The organism is Pseudomonas sp. ok272 (assembly GCF_900109995.1).
Classification (GTDB): domain Bacteria; phylum Pseudomonadota; class Gammaproteobacteria; order Pseudomonadales; family Pseudomonadaceae; genus Aquipseudomonas.
On sequence record NZ_FOCB01000006.1, the window covers coordinates 78,331 to 92,419 of the forward strand.

Here is a 14,089-nt window from a genome sequence, read left to right on the forward strand (position 1 = left end):
CTTGCCGAGCGTATCCACACTGACCGCCAACGATCCCGTTCTGCTGGTGCAGCTGTCCGACAGCCATTTGTATGCCGAGGCCGACGGCACGCTGTTGGGCATGAACACCCGTGACAGCCTGCAAAAGGTGGTCGAGTTGGTGTTGGCGCAACAGCCGCAGGTCGACTTACTGATCGCCACGGGGGATTTGTCCCAGGACGGTACGCTGGCGTCTTACCAGCAGTTTCGCCAGCTGAGTGGGCAGATCGATGCGCCGGCGCGCTGGATTCCGGGTAACCACGATGAACCCCAGGTCATGCGCCAGGCGGCGGTGCAGAGTCAGTTGCTGGAGCCAGTGGTGGATGTTGGCAGCTGGCGGATCACCTTGCTCGACTCAGCGGTGCCGGGCTCGGTGCCGGGGTTTCTTCAGGACGAGCAGTTGCAGTTGCTGGCCCAGGCCTTGAGTGAGGCGCCGCAGCGGCATCATTTGGTGTGCTTTCATCATCATCCGGTGTCGATCGACTGTGTGTGGATGGAGCCGATTGGCTTGCGCAATCCGGAGGCGTTGTTTGCGGTGCTGGATCGTTTTCCGCAGGTGCGCGGGGTGTTGTGGGGGCATGTGCATCAGGAGGTTGATCAGGTGCGCAATGGGGTGCGGTTGTTGGCTTCGCCTTCGACGTGTATTCAGTTTGAGCCGCGCAGTGAGGATTTTCGGGTGGATGGGTTGGCGCCGGGGTATCGCTGGTTGCGGTTGTGGGCGGATGGGCGATTGGAGACGGGGGTGGAGCGGGTGACGGGGTTTGATTTCACGGTGGATTACGGGGCTGCCGGGTATTAGTCCCGACCTGGCTCTTGTGGGAGCGGGCTTGTCGGACCGCCGCACCGTCGCGAAGGCGGCCTCAAGCATTGCACCGCTCTCGAGAAGGCGACGACCCTGCGGTTGTCGCCTTTTTCTTGGGCGTTACTTCGGCTGGTCGTAGTTATCCAGTGTCCGCTCCACCAGCAGGTGCCCCAGTGAAATCATCTGCTGGATCGCCAGGGCCACATGCCGGTGCGGGCCTTCCAGCTCAAACGCCAGGTCGCTGGCGATCACATTCACCGCCGCCAGGGTTTCTGAGGCGTGGGCCAGTAGGGTTTCGTTGTCGAGGTCGGGAAGCACGGTGAAGATGGTCGAGGGCGCCTGGGTGGGGCGATTGGCCTGGGCGCTCGGCGGCTTGAGGTAGTGGTCCAGCGCGCGCTCGGCGGCGTCGTTGAGTTTTTTCGGGTCGTTGGCGTCGTAGGGTGAAACGCTGAGGGTTTCGGGGGGATTGGGGGTGACTTTGTGCATGGTGGTGCTCCTTGATTAGCGGAGCTGCCACTGATCGCCGCGACGCGATTGAAGGTGGCAACTGTACGCAGGTTCGCGGACCGGGAATCAAGGAACCCGGCATACCCGAAGGTATCCCGCGCACAGCCGCCATAACGCAAAGCAGTAGACGATAAAAAGACGCCAACTGAAAGGAAATGATGGCGCCATGCGCCTTGATTGATCCGGGCCGCGACGCCCGGCCGCTGAAGAGACAGCGACCCGAAAAGCCTAAGCCCCCACCTTCCGAGCAACAACCCGAAAAACATGTCGGACGCTTCCCGCCTCCTACATCGATTTCCTCATCCGCAGTTTCTCCCCACCCCATTCGTCTCCCTGTAAACTGCGGCTTTTTGTCTCACGGTGCAGGGGTTCGCATGTCGGGTTCGGTTCTCTATATCCATGGTTTTAACAGTGCGCCTTCGTCGAAGAAGGCCAGTCAACTGGTCGGTGTGATGCAGCGGCTGGGCCTGGGGGATGAGTTGCGGGTGCCGGCCTTGCATCATCACCCGCGTGAGGCTATTGGCCAGCTTGAGCGGGCGATTGCCGAGCTGGGTCGGCCACTGCTGGTCGGCAGCTCACTCGGCGGCTACTATGCCACTTACTTGGCCGAGCGCCACGGCCTCAAGGCCTTGCTGGTCAACCCCGCCGTCAGTCCGCATCGCCGGTTCGACGGTTACCTGGGGATGCAGAAGAACCTGTACACCGATGAAACCTGGGAGTTGACCCTCGACCACGTAGCGGCCCTGGCCGAGTTGGAAGTGCCGGCGCCCCAGGATCCGCAGCGGTATCAGGTGTGGTTGCAGACCGGCGACGAAACGCTGGACTATCGCCTCGCCCAACAGTATTACCGAGCCTGTGCCTTGCGCATCCAGGCCGGTGGCGACCATAGCTTCCAGGGGTTTGCCGAGCAATTGCCGGCCTTGTTGAGTTTTGCCGGTATTGGCGCAGATGTGTACCAGGCGATTGATTTCACGGCACTGTGAAGCCTTGCCCCCTATTTCATGAATGACGGACGACGAGACCCCATGGCCACTCCGAGCGCTAGCTCTTATAACGCAGACGCCATCGAAGTCCTCTCGGGCCTCGACCCGGTGCGTAAGCGCCCTGGCATGTACACCGACACCAGTCGGCCGAACCACCTGGCCCAGGAAGTCATCGACAACAGTGTCGATGAAGCCTTGGCCGGGCATGCCACCTGCGTGCAGGTCATCCTCCACGCTGACCATTCCCTGGAAGTCAGCGACGATGGTCGCGGCATGCCGGTGGATATCCACCCCGAAGAAGGTGTCTCGGGTGTCGAGCTGATCCTCACCAAGCTGCACGCCGGCGGCAAGTTCTCCAACAAGAACTACCAGTTCTCCGGCGGTCTGCACGGGGTGGGTATTTCCGTGGTCAACGCCCTGTCGACGCAAGTGCGGGTGCGGGTCAAGCGCGACGGCAACGAATACCAGATGACCTTCGCCGACGGTTACAAGAAGACCGAGCTGGAAGTGGTCGGCACCGTGGGCAAGCGCAACACCGGCACCAGCGTGTTTTTCGCCCCGGACCCGAAGTACTTCGATTCCCCCAAATTCTCCATCAGCCGCCTCAAGCACGTGCTCAAGGCCAAGGCCGTGTTGTGCCCGGGGCTGCTGGTCAGTTTTGAAGACAAGGCCACCGGCGAGAAGGTCGAGTGGCATTACGAAGACGGCCTGCGCTCGTACCTGGTGGATGCCGTCAGTGAGTTCGAGCGCCTGCCGGATGAGCCGTTCTGCGGCAGCCTGGCCGGTAATAAAGAAGCGGTCGATTGGGCGCTGTTATGGCTGCCCGAAGGCGGCGACAGTGTCCAGGAAAGCTACGTCAACCTGATCCCGACGGCCCAGGGCGGTACCCACGTCAACGGCCTACGCCAGGGCTTGCTCGATGGCATGCGCGAGTTCTGCGAGTTCCGCAGCCTGTTGCCGCGCGGGGTCAAGCTGGCGCCGGAAGACGTCTGGGAACGCATCGCCTTTGTGTTGTCGATGAAGATGCAGGAGCCACAATTCTCCGGCCAGACCAAGGAGCGCCTGTCGTCCCGCGAGGCGGCGGCGTTTGTCTCCGGCGTGGTCAAGGATGCGTTCAGCCTGTGGCTCAACGCCAACCCGGAAACCGGCATGCTGTTGGCCGAGTTGGCGATCAACAACGCCGGCCGTCGTCTCAAGGCCAGCAAGAAGGTCGAGCGCAAGCGCATCACGGCGGGGCCGGCACTGCCGGGCAAGCTGGCTGACTGCGCCGGGCAGGACCCGATGCGTTCCGAGCTGTTCCTGGTCGAAGGTGACTCCGCCGGTGGTTCGGCCAAGCAGGCGCGGGATAAGGAGTTCCAGGCGATCCTGCCGTTGCGCGGCAAGATCCTCAACACCTGGGAAGTGGACGGCAGCGAAGTGCTGGCCAGCCAGGAAGTGCACAACATCGCCGTGGCCATCGGTGTCGATCCAGGCTCGGCCGATATCGCCCAGCTGCGCTACGGCAAGATCTGCATCCTCGCCGACGCCGACTCCGACGGCCTGCACATCGCGACCTTGCTCTGTGCCTTGTTCGTCCAGCACTTCCGCCCGCTGGTGGATGCCGGTCACGTCTACGTGGCGATGCCGCCGCTGTACCGCATCGACCTGGGCAAGGAAATCTACTACGCCCTCGATGAAGCCGAGCGCGATGGCATCCTCGACCGCCTGGTGGCCGAGAAGAAACGCGGCAAGCCGCAGGTCACGCGATTCAAGGGCCTGGGTGAAATGAACCCGCCGCAACTGCGTGAAACCACCATGGACCCGAACACGCGGCGCCTGGTGCAACTGACGCTGGAAGATTTTGACGCCACCTCGGAAATGATGGACATGCTGCTGGCCAAGAAACGCGCCGGTGATCGCAAGTCGTGGCTGGAGTCCAAGGGCAACCTGGCCGAGGTCCTGGCCTGATGCACAAAGGGTGGGTCCTGGCAGGGATGCTCCTGGCAAGTTCGGCGCTCGCCCAGGCGGCGCCGCAGTTGGCCTTGGTGTCCGAGCACGCCGTGGAGGGCATGCGCGGCGGCAATCTGTCGGGGTTGGCGCTGTGTGGCGGGGAGTTGTGGACGGTCTCTGACCGCGACGACGACCGCCTCTATCGCCTGGATACCCGCGAGAACGTCTGGCTGGCCGAAACCGTGCGCATCGAGGTGCCGCAGGTGCCTGACAGCGGCCTGCCCTGGAGCATGAATTCGCGCACCTGGGCGGCGTCGTTCGTGCGCGGTGGCGACCTGGATTTTGAAGGCATCACCTGCGATCAGGCCGGTAACCGCTACGTCGTCAGCGAAGCGCACGCGGCGGTGCTGAAAGTGCCGCCGAGCGGCCCCGCGACGTGGCTGAAGATCACGCCGTCGCTGGTCCGTGAAGCGCGCGCCAGCGGTATGTTGCTGCGTTTCAACGCTTTGTTCGAAGGCATCGCCGTCGACCCCGAAGGCAATCGCCTGTGGCTGGCGGCCGAGCGTCAACGGCGCGGTGTGCTGTCGATCACGCGCACGCCGTCGGGGTGGGCGTGCGACGGTCCTTGCGTGCTGTTGAGCGAAGCGGGCACGCAGAAGCAGCCGCCACAGTTTCCCGGCGCCAAGTCGGTCTCCCGCGACTTTGCCGACCTGGCGTGGTTCGAGGGCAAGCTGTTCACCCTGGAACGCAACGCCTACGAAATCTGCCGCCGCGATGCACAGAGCGCCCAGGTCGAGCAGTGCTGGTCGTTCGCCGAGCAAGCCTTGCAGCCCCAGCGCCGTTATCCACAGGCCTTCGGCTTGACCGAGGCGATGGTGATCGACCAGGACGGTGCCTGGCTTGGCGTCGATAACAACAACGGCGCTCGCGCCGATGGCGAGACCCGCTCGATTGTCTGGCGCTTCGCCGCGCCGGCCGGTGGCTGGAGTGCCCAGCCATGAGCCAGCAGGCCCCGGGGCGGCGCGCGGGTCGCGTGATGCTGATCTTGGCCTGGTGCGCCGGGTTGTTCCTGGCGACCCGTTTTTTCGGAGCCTGGGAGCAACATCAAGCGAACCCCAACACCCACGTCAGTTCGCAACAGGGTGAGGGGTTTATCGAAGTGAAGCTGGCGATCAATGGCCAGGGGCATTTTGTCGCCGATGGCCAGATCAACGGCCAGACGGTGAGTTTCATGCTCGATACCGGGGCGACGGATGTGTCGATCCCGGCCGGCCTGGCCCAGCGCCTGAACCTGGAGCCAGGCGCACCGGTGACCCTGAGCACGGCCAATGGCCGCAGCCAGGGTTATCGCACGCGCCTGGATCAACTGAAGTTGGGCGACATTGTCTTGCACGACGTGCGCGCCCTGGTGGCACCCGGGCTTGGCGGCGAACAAGTGCTGCTGGGCATGAGCGCCCTTAAGAAACTTGAATTTACCCAGCGCGGCGGCACCATGCTGCTGCGCCAGACAACGAACTGATGAGGCCCGCATGAGCGACTCCCTGGAACTCAGCCTGGACGGCGTAGAACGCCGCTCACTGGCCGACTTCACTGAAAATGCCTACCTCAACTACTCCATGTACGTGATCATGGACCGGGCCTTGCCGCATATTGGCGACGGCCTCAAGCCCGTACAGCGGCGGATTATCTACGCCATGAGCGAGTTGGGGCTGGACGCTGACTCCAAGCACAAGAAATCGGCGCGTACCGTCGGTGACGTGCTCGGTAAGTTCCACCCCCACGGTGACTCGGCCTGCTACGAAGCCATGGTGCTGATGGCCCAGCCGTTCAGCTATCGCTACACGCTGGTGGACGGCCAGGGTAACTGGGGTGCGCCGGACGATCCGAAGTCCTTCGCCGCCATGCGCTACACCGAGGCGCGTCTGTCCCGTTACTCCGAAGTGTTGCTCAGCGAGCTGGGCCAGGGCACGGCGGACTGGGGCCCGAACTTCGATGGCACCCTCGACGAGCCGCTGGTGTTGCCGGCGCGCCTGCCGAACATCCTGCTCAACGGCACCACTGGCATCGCCGTGGGCATGGCCACCGACGTGCCGCCGCACAACCTGCGCGAAGTCGCGGCGGCGTGCGTGCGCCTGCTGGATGAACCCAAGGCCACGGTCCAGGAGTTGTGCGAGCACATCCAGGGCCCGGACTACCCGACCGAGGCGGAGATCATCACCCCGCGCGCGGACCTGCTGAAGATCTACGAAACCGGCCGTGGCTCGGTGCGTATGCGCGCCGTGTACCACATCGAGGACGGCGACATTATCGTCACCGCGTTGCCGCACCAGGTGTCTGGCGCCAAGGTGCTGGAACAGATCGCGGCGATGATGCAGGCCAAACCGTCCAAGGCACCGCAAGTGGCGGACCTGCGCGACGAGTCGGACCACGAGAATCCATGCCGCATCGTGATCATCCCGGTCAACAGCCGGATCGACCACGACGCGCTGATGCAGCACCTGTTCGCCAGCACCGAGCTGGAGTCGAGCTACCGGGTCAACATCAACATCATTGGCCTGGATGGCAAGCCGCAGCTCAAGAACCTGCGCGCGTTGCTGGTGGAGTGGCTGGAGTTCCGCGTGCGCACCGTGCGCCGGCGCCTGCAGTTCCGCCTGGACAAGGTCGAGCGTCGCCTGCACCTGTTGGACGGCTTGTTGATCGCCTACCTCAACCTGGACGAAGTGATCCACATCATCCGCACCGAGGAGCATCCCAAGGCCAAGCTGATCGAGCGTTTTGCCCTGAGCGAGATCCAGGCCGACTACATCCTCGACACCCGCTTGCGCCAGTTGGCGCGCCTGGAAGAGATGAAGTTGCGCGACGAGCAGGACGAACTGCTCAAGGAACAAGCCAAGCTGCAAGCCCTGTTGGGCAGCGAAGCCAAGCTCAAGAAGCTGGTGCGCACCGAGCTGATCAAGGATGCCGAAACCTATGGCGACGATCGCCGCTCGCCGATCGTCGAGCGCGCCGAAGCCAAGGCGCTGACCGAGCACGACTTGCTGCCGAATGAAAAAGTGACCGTCGTGCTGTCGGAAAAGGGCTGGGTACGCTCGGCCAAGGGGCACGAGATCGACGCCACCGGGCTTTCCTATAAGGCCGGGGATGGCTTCAAGACGGCGGCGGCGGGGCGCTCCAACCAGTTCGCGGTGTTTATCGACTCCACCGGTCGCAGTTACTCGGTACCGGCGCACACCTTGCCGTCGGCCCGTGGCCAGGGCGAGCCATTGACCGGCCGCCTGACGCCGCCACCGGGGGCGACCTTCGAGTGTGTGCTGATGCCCGAGGACGACAGCTTGTACGTCATCGCCTCCGACGCCGGCTACGGTTTTGTGGTCAAGGGTGAAGACCTGCAAGCCAAGAACAAGGCGGGCAAGGCGTTGTTGAGCCTGCCGAACAACGCCAAGGTGATGCTGCCGCGTCCGGTGGCCGACCGCGAGGAGAACTGGCTGGCTTCGGTGACCACCGAAGGTCGCCTGCTGATCTTCAAGATCAGCGACCTGCCGCAACTGGGCAAGGGCAAGGGCAACAAGATCATCGGTATCCCCGGCGAACGCGTGGCGGCTCGCGAGGAGTACGTCACCGACATCGCGGTACTGCCCGAAGGCGCGACCCTGGTGTTGCAGGCCGGCAAGCGCACGCTGTCGCTCAAGGCCGACGACCTGGAGCACTACAAGGGCGAGCGTGGACGTCGCGGCAACAAGTTGCCGCGAGGCTTCCAGCGGGTCGATGCGTTGTTGGTAGAAACTCCCAATTAAGCGGCCGTAGAGCGCCCGATCTGCGATTTAACCAGTAGATCGGCGCTTTCGCGCTGGAGTCGTACCGCATATTCACGGATGATATGGCCGTTCAAGCGCCGGCATGGTCGGGCGTTCTTCATATTTATTGAGTATTTTCACTGTGGCAGACCCTGCTGGTCGCCACCTGGATGGGATGATGACTGTTCTGCGCCTTCCTCTAATTTTGTTGCTCGCGGGCCTGCTTGGCCTGGCGGGTTGCAGCGTGCACCAGCCGGTGTCGCTGTATCAGTTGGACAGCGGTAACCCGGCTCAGCCTGCACAAGGCGCGGGCATGGCGGTGGTGTTGGGGCCGGTATCGATTGCCGATTACCTGCAACGCGAAACCCTGCTGCAACGCCAGCCCGATGGCAGCCTGCAAGCCGCGACCGATGGCCGCTGGGCCGGCAGCTTGTCGTCGGACATCAATCAGTTGCTGTTGCGCCAGGTCGCGGGTCACCTGGACAGCCAGCGCGTGGTACTGGCCCCGGCAACCGCGGGGTTCACCCCGGATGTGCAGGTGCTGCTGTCGATCACTCGCCTGGACTCGGGCGAGACGCAGCCGGCGGTCCTCGATGCCCAGTGGCGCCTGATTGACCGTCGCGGCCAGGTGCGGGACAACCGCATCATTCACCTGCAAGCGCCGCATGCCGGGAGCACGGCGGCGCAGGTCCAGGCCCAGGGTGCGTTGTTGCAGCAACTGGCCGAGCAGTTGGCGGTGGCGCTCAAGCCGCTGGCCAACCAGCCGCCGATTGTCGAGGCACCACGCAAGACCGCGCCGGCCAAGCCGGCGGCGCGCACTGAGCAGGATCAACAGCCCAAGATCCCGATGGCGGCGCCGATTCGTACCGATATGGAAGTGTTTCGCTTCTAATCCGCGATGACGTCACCCAAAGCCCGCCTTGTGCGGGCTTTGTTGTGCCTGCGGGGGCTGGATCGCTATGGCCTGGGCGGGCCTCTTCGCGGGCAAGCCCGCCCTGGTCCACGGCGAACACACACACACACACACATCCGGGGAGCAGCTCAATTCCTTGTAGGAGCGAGGCTTGCCCGCGAACCGGCCAGTCCATCCAACATCAATGTCGTCAGGTTTACCGCCTTCGCGGGCAAGCCTCGCTCCTACAAGAAATCCGGGCCTGACACGGGATGGGTGTTCATCGTGGACCAGGGTGGGCGCGGGCTTGCCCGCGAAGAGACCAGCACAGGCAACAAAAAACCCGCTGACGAGTGATCGTCAGCGGGCTTTTGCTTGCCAGGTGGGGCTCAGCTCTTGGCGCGGGTCTCGTGCATGCGGGCCAGTTGGCGCTCCAGCATCGAAGGGTAAGGCTCCATCAGACGCTCGACACAGCACGCGCCCTCGGGGCTGGCGATGGGGCGGATGCGCGCGCGTTGGCGGATCAGGACGTCGTCGCTGATCTTGCGCTCAACCAGCAGCAGGTTGCGGCTGTGCTGGGACAGGGCAAGCGCGTCCTGGGCCGGTTCGGCCAGCAGCAGGTCGATCTGGCTCAGGCCGAACAGGTCGTCGCCCAAGGTCAGGCCCAACTGCAATTGCAGGGTGATGCCGCTGTCGGCCACTTCGATCTGCAACTGATGGCCCAGGGCGCGCAGCAACTCGCCGCAGCAAATGGCGTTGGTCAGGTAATCCTCACCGCTGTCTTCACTGTGGAACAGCATCAGCGTGCTGCCGTCGTTGAGGGTGTGCAACTCGCTTTCATACAGCGAGGCGGCCTGGTCCAGGCAGTCGCGATAACGGTCCAGCAGCTCGGTCAGGCGGGCGCGGGGCAGGCGGCGCAGTTGGTCCTGGGCACCCAGTTGCACGGCCAATACCGCGCTGTGCTGCGGCTGGTCCGGGACTGCGGGCTTGGCTTGCGGCTTGACGACGGCAACGCTGGTGTCGCTGTCGCGCAGGTCGGCAAACGGGTCTTCCTCGTCGTCTGTCTCGTCTTCTTCGGCGCTCACCCGGTGACGGGGCGCAGCCTTGAGGCTGGCGATCGGCGCGCTCTCGTCGAAGCTCGGGTCGCGCAGGCTGCGCATCTCGAAGGTGGGCTCGGTGTCTTCGTCGTCGTAGTCGTCGACGTCGGGTTCCGCCGCAGGCGCAGGCTCGGGCTCGATGCGTTCCGGGGCGAAGCTGGTGTGCAACTGGCGGGCCAGGTCACCGATTTCGTCCTGGCGGTCCGTGGCCGGGGTGTTTTCGTCGATGTCGCGCAGCCACACCCGCAGTTGCAGCAAGGGGGTGGATATATGCCGCCCCAGGCGCAAGCTCAGGGCCAGGGACAAGGCCAGCAGGATGGCGCTGAGGATGCCCATGCTTTGCAGGCTGATGGTCATCGGCTGCTGGAACTGTTCCATGTCCAGGCTGATGCGCAGTTGGCCGGCGGTCACGTCCTGGAAGGTGATCTTGCTCTCGTACATGCCCGCGGCTTCACTCAGCAGGCTGTGCTTGGGGCGCTGCCCGGACTCGGCGAGGATCCGGTTGTCCACGCTATAGATCGCCGCGTGGGCCACCAGCGGGTTCTTGGTCAGGTTGTTGAGCAGCACGTTGAGGCTGAGGATGTCGTTGGACACCAACAGCTCCGTGGCGGAGGTCGCCGTCTGGGTCGTGAGGCTCTGACCGAGGGCGTCGGCCTGTTCGTGCATGGCCTGTTTGAACTGCAGGCCCATCACGCAGGCGTAGATCACCAGGGCCAGTGCGACCAGGATCACGTTATGGCTGGCGATGCGCAATGCAATCGGTACACGGCGATGGCGCAGTGCCCGGAAGATCAGCAGGAAGAAGTTATCGGTTTTGACTGGCGTAGGCCGGTTCACTGAGCGCGGCTCTTTTGTCCGTTAAGTTGAGGCGCAGTATAGCGATAGCCCCCAGACCGGCAAAGCGCTCGCTGTGCCCGATGGTCACTGAAAGTGGGTAGAATGCGGTTTTTTTCCACTTGCGGGGGTGCGCCTTGCGCGAAATCGTCCTGATTAACATCACGGGAGTCGACCGACCTGGTCTGACGGCGGCCATTACCGGTGTCTTGGCCCAGGGTGGCGTGACCATTCTCGACATCGGCCAGGCCGTGATCCACGACACGTTGTCGTTCGGCATTCTGGTCGAGATCCCCGACACCGAGCAGGGTTCTTCGGTGCTCAAGGACATCCTGTTCAAGGCTTACGAGCTGGACCAGCAGGTGCGTTTCACGCCGGTGTCCGAGGCGGACTACCAGCACTGGGTCGGTGCACAGGGCAAGAAACGCCACATCGTCACCTTGCTGACGCGCAAGGTGACGGCCGAGCAGTTGCAGCGCGTGAGTTCGATCACCGCCAAGTACGGCTTGAACATCGACCATATCGACCGTCTGTCGGGTCGCATGCCGTTGGACACGCCGGCCGACCAGGGCAAGGGTTGCATCGAGTTTTCCGTGCGCGGCGAAGCGGCCGATCCGCAGGCCCTGCGCGCCGAGTTCCTCAGCGTGGCCCAGGAGCTGAACGTCGATATCGCGTTCCAGGAAGACTCGCTGTTCCGGCGCAACCGTCGCCTGGCGGTGTTCGACATGGACTCGACGCTGATCGAGGCCGAAGTCATCGATGAGTTGGCCAAGGCCGCCGGCGTGGGTGACCAGGTGTCGCAGATCACCGAGCGGGCGATGGCCGGCGAGCTGGATTTCCGTGCCAGCTTCAAGGAACGCCTGGCGTTGCTGCAAGGCCTGGACGTCAGCGTGCTGGACTCGATCGGCGCGTCCCTGCGCCTGACCGAAGGCGCCGAGACGTTGTTCGCCGAACTCAAGCGCCTGGGCTACAAGACCGCGATCCTGTCCGGTGGCTTCACTTACTTTGCCAAGCAGCTGCAAGCCAAGCTGGGGATTGACTACGTGTTCGCCAACGAGCTGGAAGTGGTGGATGGCAAGGTCACGGGTGTGGCGGTCGAGCCGATTGTCGACGCCCAACGCAAGGCTGATCTGCTGCGTGAACTGGCGCACAAGGAAGGTTTGCGCCTGGAGCAGACCATTGCGGTCGGCGATGGCGCCAATGACTTGCCGATGCTGGCGATTGCCGGCCTGGGCGTGGCGTTCCGCGCCAAGCCACTGGTCAAGCAGTCGGCCAAGCAGGCGATTTCCACCCTGGGGCTCGATGGCGTGTTGTACCTGTTGGGGTTCAGGGACCGCGACGGGCAGCTTTGAAACACCCATGACGACCGTGGGAGCGGGCTTGCTCGCGAAGGCGCCAGTACCGTCAACATTGATGTTGAATGTTCCGGCCTCTTCGCGAGCAAGCCCGCTCCCACAGGGGGGCTGCGTAAGCTTTAGGCCTTTGGCGCGCCCAGGCCCTGGCCCATCACCACGGGCGAACCTGCCGCCAGGTCTTGGGCCCACTGCACTTGATCCGGGCCAAACAGCACGATGGCGGTCGAGCCCAGTTTGAAGCGACCCAGTTCGGCACCTTTTTCCAGGTGGATCGGCGCACGGGCGGCTTCGTCGTAGCGCCAGGTTTTCAGCTCGCGCTTGGGCGGTGTTACCAGCCCGGCCCACACGGTCTCGATCGAGGCCACGATCATCGCGCCCACCAGCACCACGGCCATTGGCCCGCGTTCGGTGTCGAAGATGCACGCGACGCGCTCGTTGCGGGCGAACAGCTCGGGCACGTTTTCAGCGGTGGTCTGGTTGACCGAGAAGATCCGGCCCGGGATGTAGACCATTTCGCGCAGGGTGCCGGCCAGCGGCATGTGCACGCGGTGGTAGTCCTTGGGCGACAGGTAGATGGTGGCGAAATCACCGCCCATGAACGGCGCGGCATTGGCCGTATCGCCGCCCAGCAGTTCCAGCACGCTGAAGCTGTGGCCCTTGGCCTGGAACACGCGACCGTGTTCGATCGGGCCGAGTTGGCTGACCGCACCGTCGGCGGGGCTGAGGATCACGCCCGGCGTCGGGTCCAGTGGCCGCGCGCCGTCTTTGAGGGCGCGGGTGAAGAAGGCGTTGAAGTGCTCGTAGGCTGTCAGGTCTTCGACCAGCGCCTGGGACATGTCCACCTGATAGCGCTTGGCGAACCAGGCGGTGAAGGCATTCTTGAACCAGCGCACACGGCATTCGGCAATGCAGCCGGCCAGGCGTGACAGCAGGTGGTGGGGCAGCAGGTACTGACTGAGGATAAACAAACGCTTTTTCATTAACGGTCCTTAAAAAAACTTAGTGCTCGACAGGCGTGTCGGGATGGTTGCCCCATTCGCCCCAGGAGCCGGCGTAGCCTTTGACACGCGGATAACCGAGGGCCTTGGCCACCAGATAAGTAAAGCCAGAGCGGTGGTGGGTCTGGCAGTGGGTGATGATTTCTTTGTCTTTAGTGATGCCCAGTTGTTCGAGGATCTGTGGCATGTCCGTGCGGATCCGCAGTTGACGTGCCGGGTCCATGCCGGCGGTCCACTCGAAATTGATGGCGCCGGGGATATGCCCGCCCTTGGCTGCCAGCACCTTCTCGCCGGAGTACTCCAGCGGCCCGCGTGCATCCCAGATCGCCAGGTCGGCGGCGCCGAGACGGCTTTGCAGGTATTCGCGGGTGGCGGTGGGCTCGCCGTGCAGGGTCAGCGCCAGCGGGCCACCGACGGCGGCCGGGGCCTGTGTCGACAGCGCCAGGCCTTGAGCCATCCAGGCCAGCAGGCCACCGTCGAGGTAGTGATAGTTTTTATGCCCGATCACGTCCAGCAGCCAGATGAAGCGCCCGGCCCAACCGCCGCCTTCGTCGTCGTACACCACGTAGACCGCATCCGGGTGGTGCCCCAGTTCGCCGAACAGGGCTTCGAGCGCGGTCTGCGACGGCAGCAAGCCGGGTGCCGGAGGCTGGCCCAGTTGAGTCCGCTTGGGGTCGACAAAGCGCGCGCCGGGGATGTGCCCTTCGCCATAGCGGGCGCTGCTGGTCAGGTCCACCAGGATCAGGTCGCGGGCGTCGAGGCGGGCGAGCAGGTCGCCGGGCTCGATCACCAGCGCCAAGCCAGAGAAGTCAGGCATGTGAGGTCTCCAGAGCACAAAGGGAGACGATTGTAGCGCAAGCACTTACAGACGGCTTGTGAT

The 14,089-nt window shown here is 63.8% G+C and carries 12 protein-coding genes; 8 read left to right on the forward strand and 4 right to left on the reverse strand.

From position 1 onward, the window contains the following. Position 1: 1 nt before the first annotated feature. Complete coding sequence (gene cpdA / locus BMW74_RS11145) at positions 2 to 817, forward strand: 3',5'-cyclic-AMP phosphodiesterase (RefSeq protein WP_093418763.1); 816 nt, start codon at positions 2 to 4, stop codon at positions 815 to 817. Between the two features lie 123 nt (positions 818 to 940). Here cpdA and BMW74_RS11150 read toward each other — a convergent pair whose 3' ends face one another. After that, complete coding sequence (locus BMW74_RS11150) at positions 941 to 1,306, reverse strand: DUF6124 family protein (RefSeq protein WP_093418767.1); 366 nt, start codon at positions 1,304 to 1,306, stop codon at positions 941 to 943. A 395-nt stretch (positions 1,307 to 1,701) separates the two neighbouring features. Between BMW74_RS11150 and BMW74_RS11155 the strand changes: the two genes are divergently transcribed. The 6 genes from BMW74_RS11155 to BMW74_RS11180 all read left to right on the forward strand — a co-directional run bounded on the left by BMW74_RS11155 (position 1,702) and on the right by BMW74_RS11180 (position 8,925). After that, the gene (locus BMW74_RS11155; protein ID WP_093418772.1) at positions 1,702 to 2,310 is read left to right on the forward strand and encodes a YqiA/YcfP family alpha/beta fold hydrolase; all 609 of its coding nucleotides are present in this window, start codon (positions 1,702 to 1,704) and stop codon (positions 2,308 to 2,310) included. Between the two features lie 42 nt (positions 2,311 to 2,352). Next, a complete protein-coding gene (gene parE, locus BMW74_RS11160) occupies positions 2,353 to 4,257 on the forward strand; it encodes a DNA topoisomerase IV subunit B (protein WP_093418777.1) in 1,905 nt (634 codons plus the stop codon). After that, positions 4,257 to 5,240 carry an esterase-like activity of phytase family protein gene (locus tag BMW74_RS11165; protein ID WP_093418781.1) on the forward strand — a complete coding sequence of 328 codons (984 nt, stop codon included), beginning with the start codon at positions 4,257 to 4,259 and terminating at the stop codon, positions 5,238 to 5,240. Before parE ends, BMW74_RS11165 begins: the two co-directional genes overlap by 1 nt. After that, positions 5,237 to 5,758 carry a retropepsin-like aspartic protease family protein gene (locus tag BMW74_RS11170; RefSeq protein WP_093418785.1) on the forward strand — a complete coding sequence of 174 codons (522 nt, stop codon included), beginning with the start codon at positions 5,237 to 5,239 and terminating at the stop codon, positions 5,756 to 5,758. Before BMW74_RS11165 ends, BMW74_RS11170 begins: the two co-directional genes overlap by 4 nt. A 10-nt stretch (positions 5,759 to 5,768) precedes the next feature. Continuing rightward, positions 5,769 to 8,033, forward strand: coding sequence for a DNA topoisomerase IV subunit A (gene parC, locus BMW74_RS11175; protein WP_093418790.1), 2,265 nt, complete (start codon positions 5,769 to 5,771; stop codon positions 8,031 to 8,033). A gap of 178 nt (positions 8,034 to 8,211) precedes the next feature. Beyond that, positions 8,212 to 8,925 (forward strand): PqiC family protein, encoded by a 714-nt coding sequence (locus BMW74_RS11180; protein WP_093418793.1) that lies wholly within the window; start codon positions 8,212 to 8,214, stop codon positions 8,923 to 8,925. A 389-nt stretch (positions 8,926 to 9,314) separates the two neighbouring features. Here the strand turns inward: BMW74_RS11180 and BMW74_RS11185 are convergent, their stop codons facing one another. Next, positions 9,315 to 10,859 carry an AhpA/YtjB family protein gene (locus BMW74_RS11185; RefSeq protein ID WP_093418798.1) on the reverse strand — a complete coding sequence of 515 codons (1,545 nt, stop codon included), beginning with the start codon at positions 10,857 to 10,859 and terminating at the stop codon, positions 9,315 to 9,317. A gap of 134 nt (positions 10,860 to 10,993) precedes the next feature. On the opposite strand from BMW74_RS11185, the gene serB reads away from it, so the two are divergent. Then, on the forward strand, positions 10,994 to 12,208 hold the full coding sequence (gene serB / locus BMW74_RS11190) for a phosphoserine phosphatase SerB (protein ID WP_093418801.1): 1,215 nt from the start codon (positions 10,994 to 10,996) through the stop codon (positions 12,206 to 12,208). A gap of 122 nt (positions 12,209 to 12,330) precedes the next feature. Here serB and asd read toward each other — a convergent pair whose 3' ends face one another. Further along, the gene (gene asd / locus BMW74_RS11195) at positions 12,331 to 13,191 is read right to left on the reverse strand and encodes an archaetidylserine decarboxylase (RefSeq protein ID WP_093418805.1); all 861 of its coding nucleotides are present in this window, start codon (positions 13,189 to 13,191) and stop codon (positions 12,331 to 12,333) included. Positions 13,192 to 13,210: 19 nt separating this feature from the next. Next, entirely contained in the window at positions 13,211 to 14,026 is an 816-nt protein-coding gene (rhdA, locus tag BMW74_RS11200) for a thiosulfate sulfurtransferase (protein WP_093418809.1), read from the reverse strand. Positions 14,027 to 14,089: the final 63 nt, after the last annotated feature.

Bases quoted from the DNA above. Each gene is read 5' to 3' on its own strand.
- parE (WP_093418777.1), top strand. From the start codon at position 2,353: ATGGCCACTCCGAGCGCTAGCTCTTATAACGCAGACGCCATCGAAGTC.
- BMW74_RS11150 (WP_093418767.1), bottom strand. From the start codon at position 1,306: ATGCACAAAGTCACCCCCAATCCCCCCGAAACCCTCAGCGTTTCACCC.
- rhdA (WP_093418809.1), bottom strand. From the start codon at position 14,026: ATGCCTGACTTCTCTGGCTTGGCGCTGGTGATCGAGCCCGGCGACCTG.
- asd (WP_093418805.1), bottom strand. From the start codon at position 13,191: ATGAAAAAGCGTTTGTTTATCCTCAGTCAGTACCTGCTGCCCCACCAC.
- BMW74_RS11155 (WP_093418772.1), top strand. From the start codon at position 1,702: ATGTCGGGTTCGGTTCTCTATATCCATGGTTTTAACAGTGCGCCTTCG.
- BMW74_RS11180 (WP_093418793.1), top strand. From the start codon at position 8,212: ATGACTGTTCTGCGCCTTCCTCTAATTTTGTTGCTCGCGGGCCTGCTT.
- parC (WP_093418790.1), top strand. From the start codon at position 5,769: ATGAGCGACTCCCTGGAACTCAGCCTGGACGGCGTAGAACGCCGCTCA.
- BMW74_RS11170 (WP_093418785.1), top strand. From the start codon at position 5,237: ATGAGCCAGCAGGCCCCGGGGCGGCGCGCGGGTCGCGTGATGCTGATC.
- BMW74_RS11165 (WP_093418781.1), top strand. From the start codon at position 4,257: ATGCACAAAGGGTGGGTCCTGGCAGGGATGCTCCTGGCAAGTTCGGCG.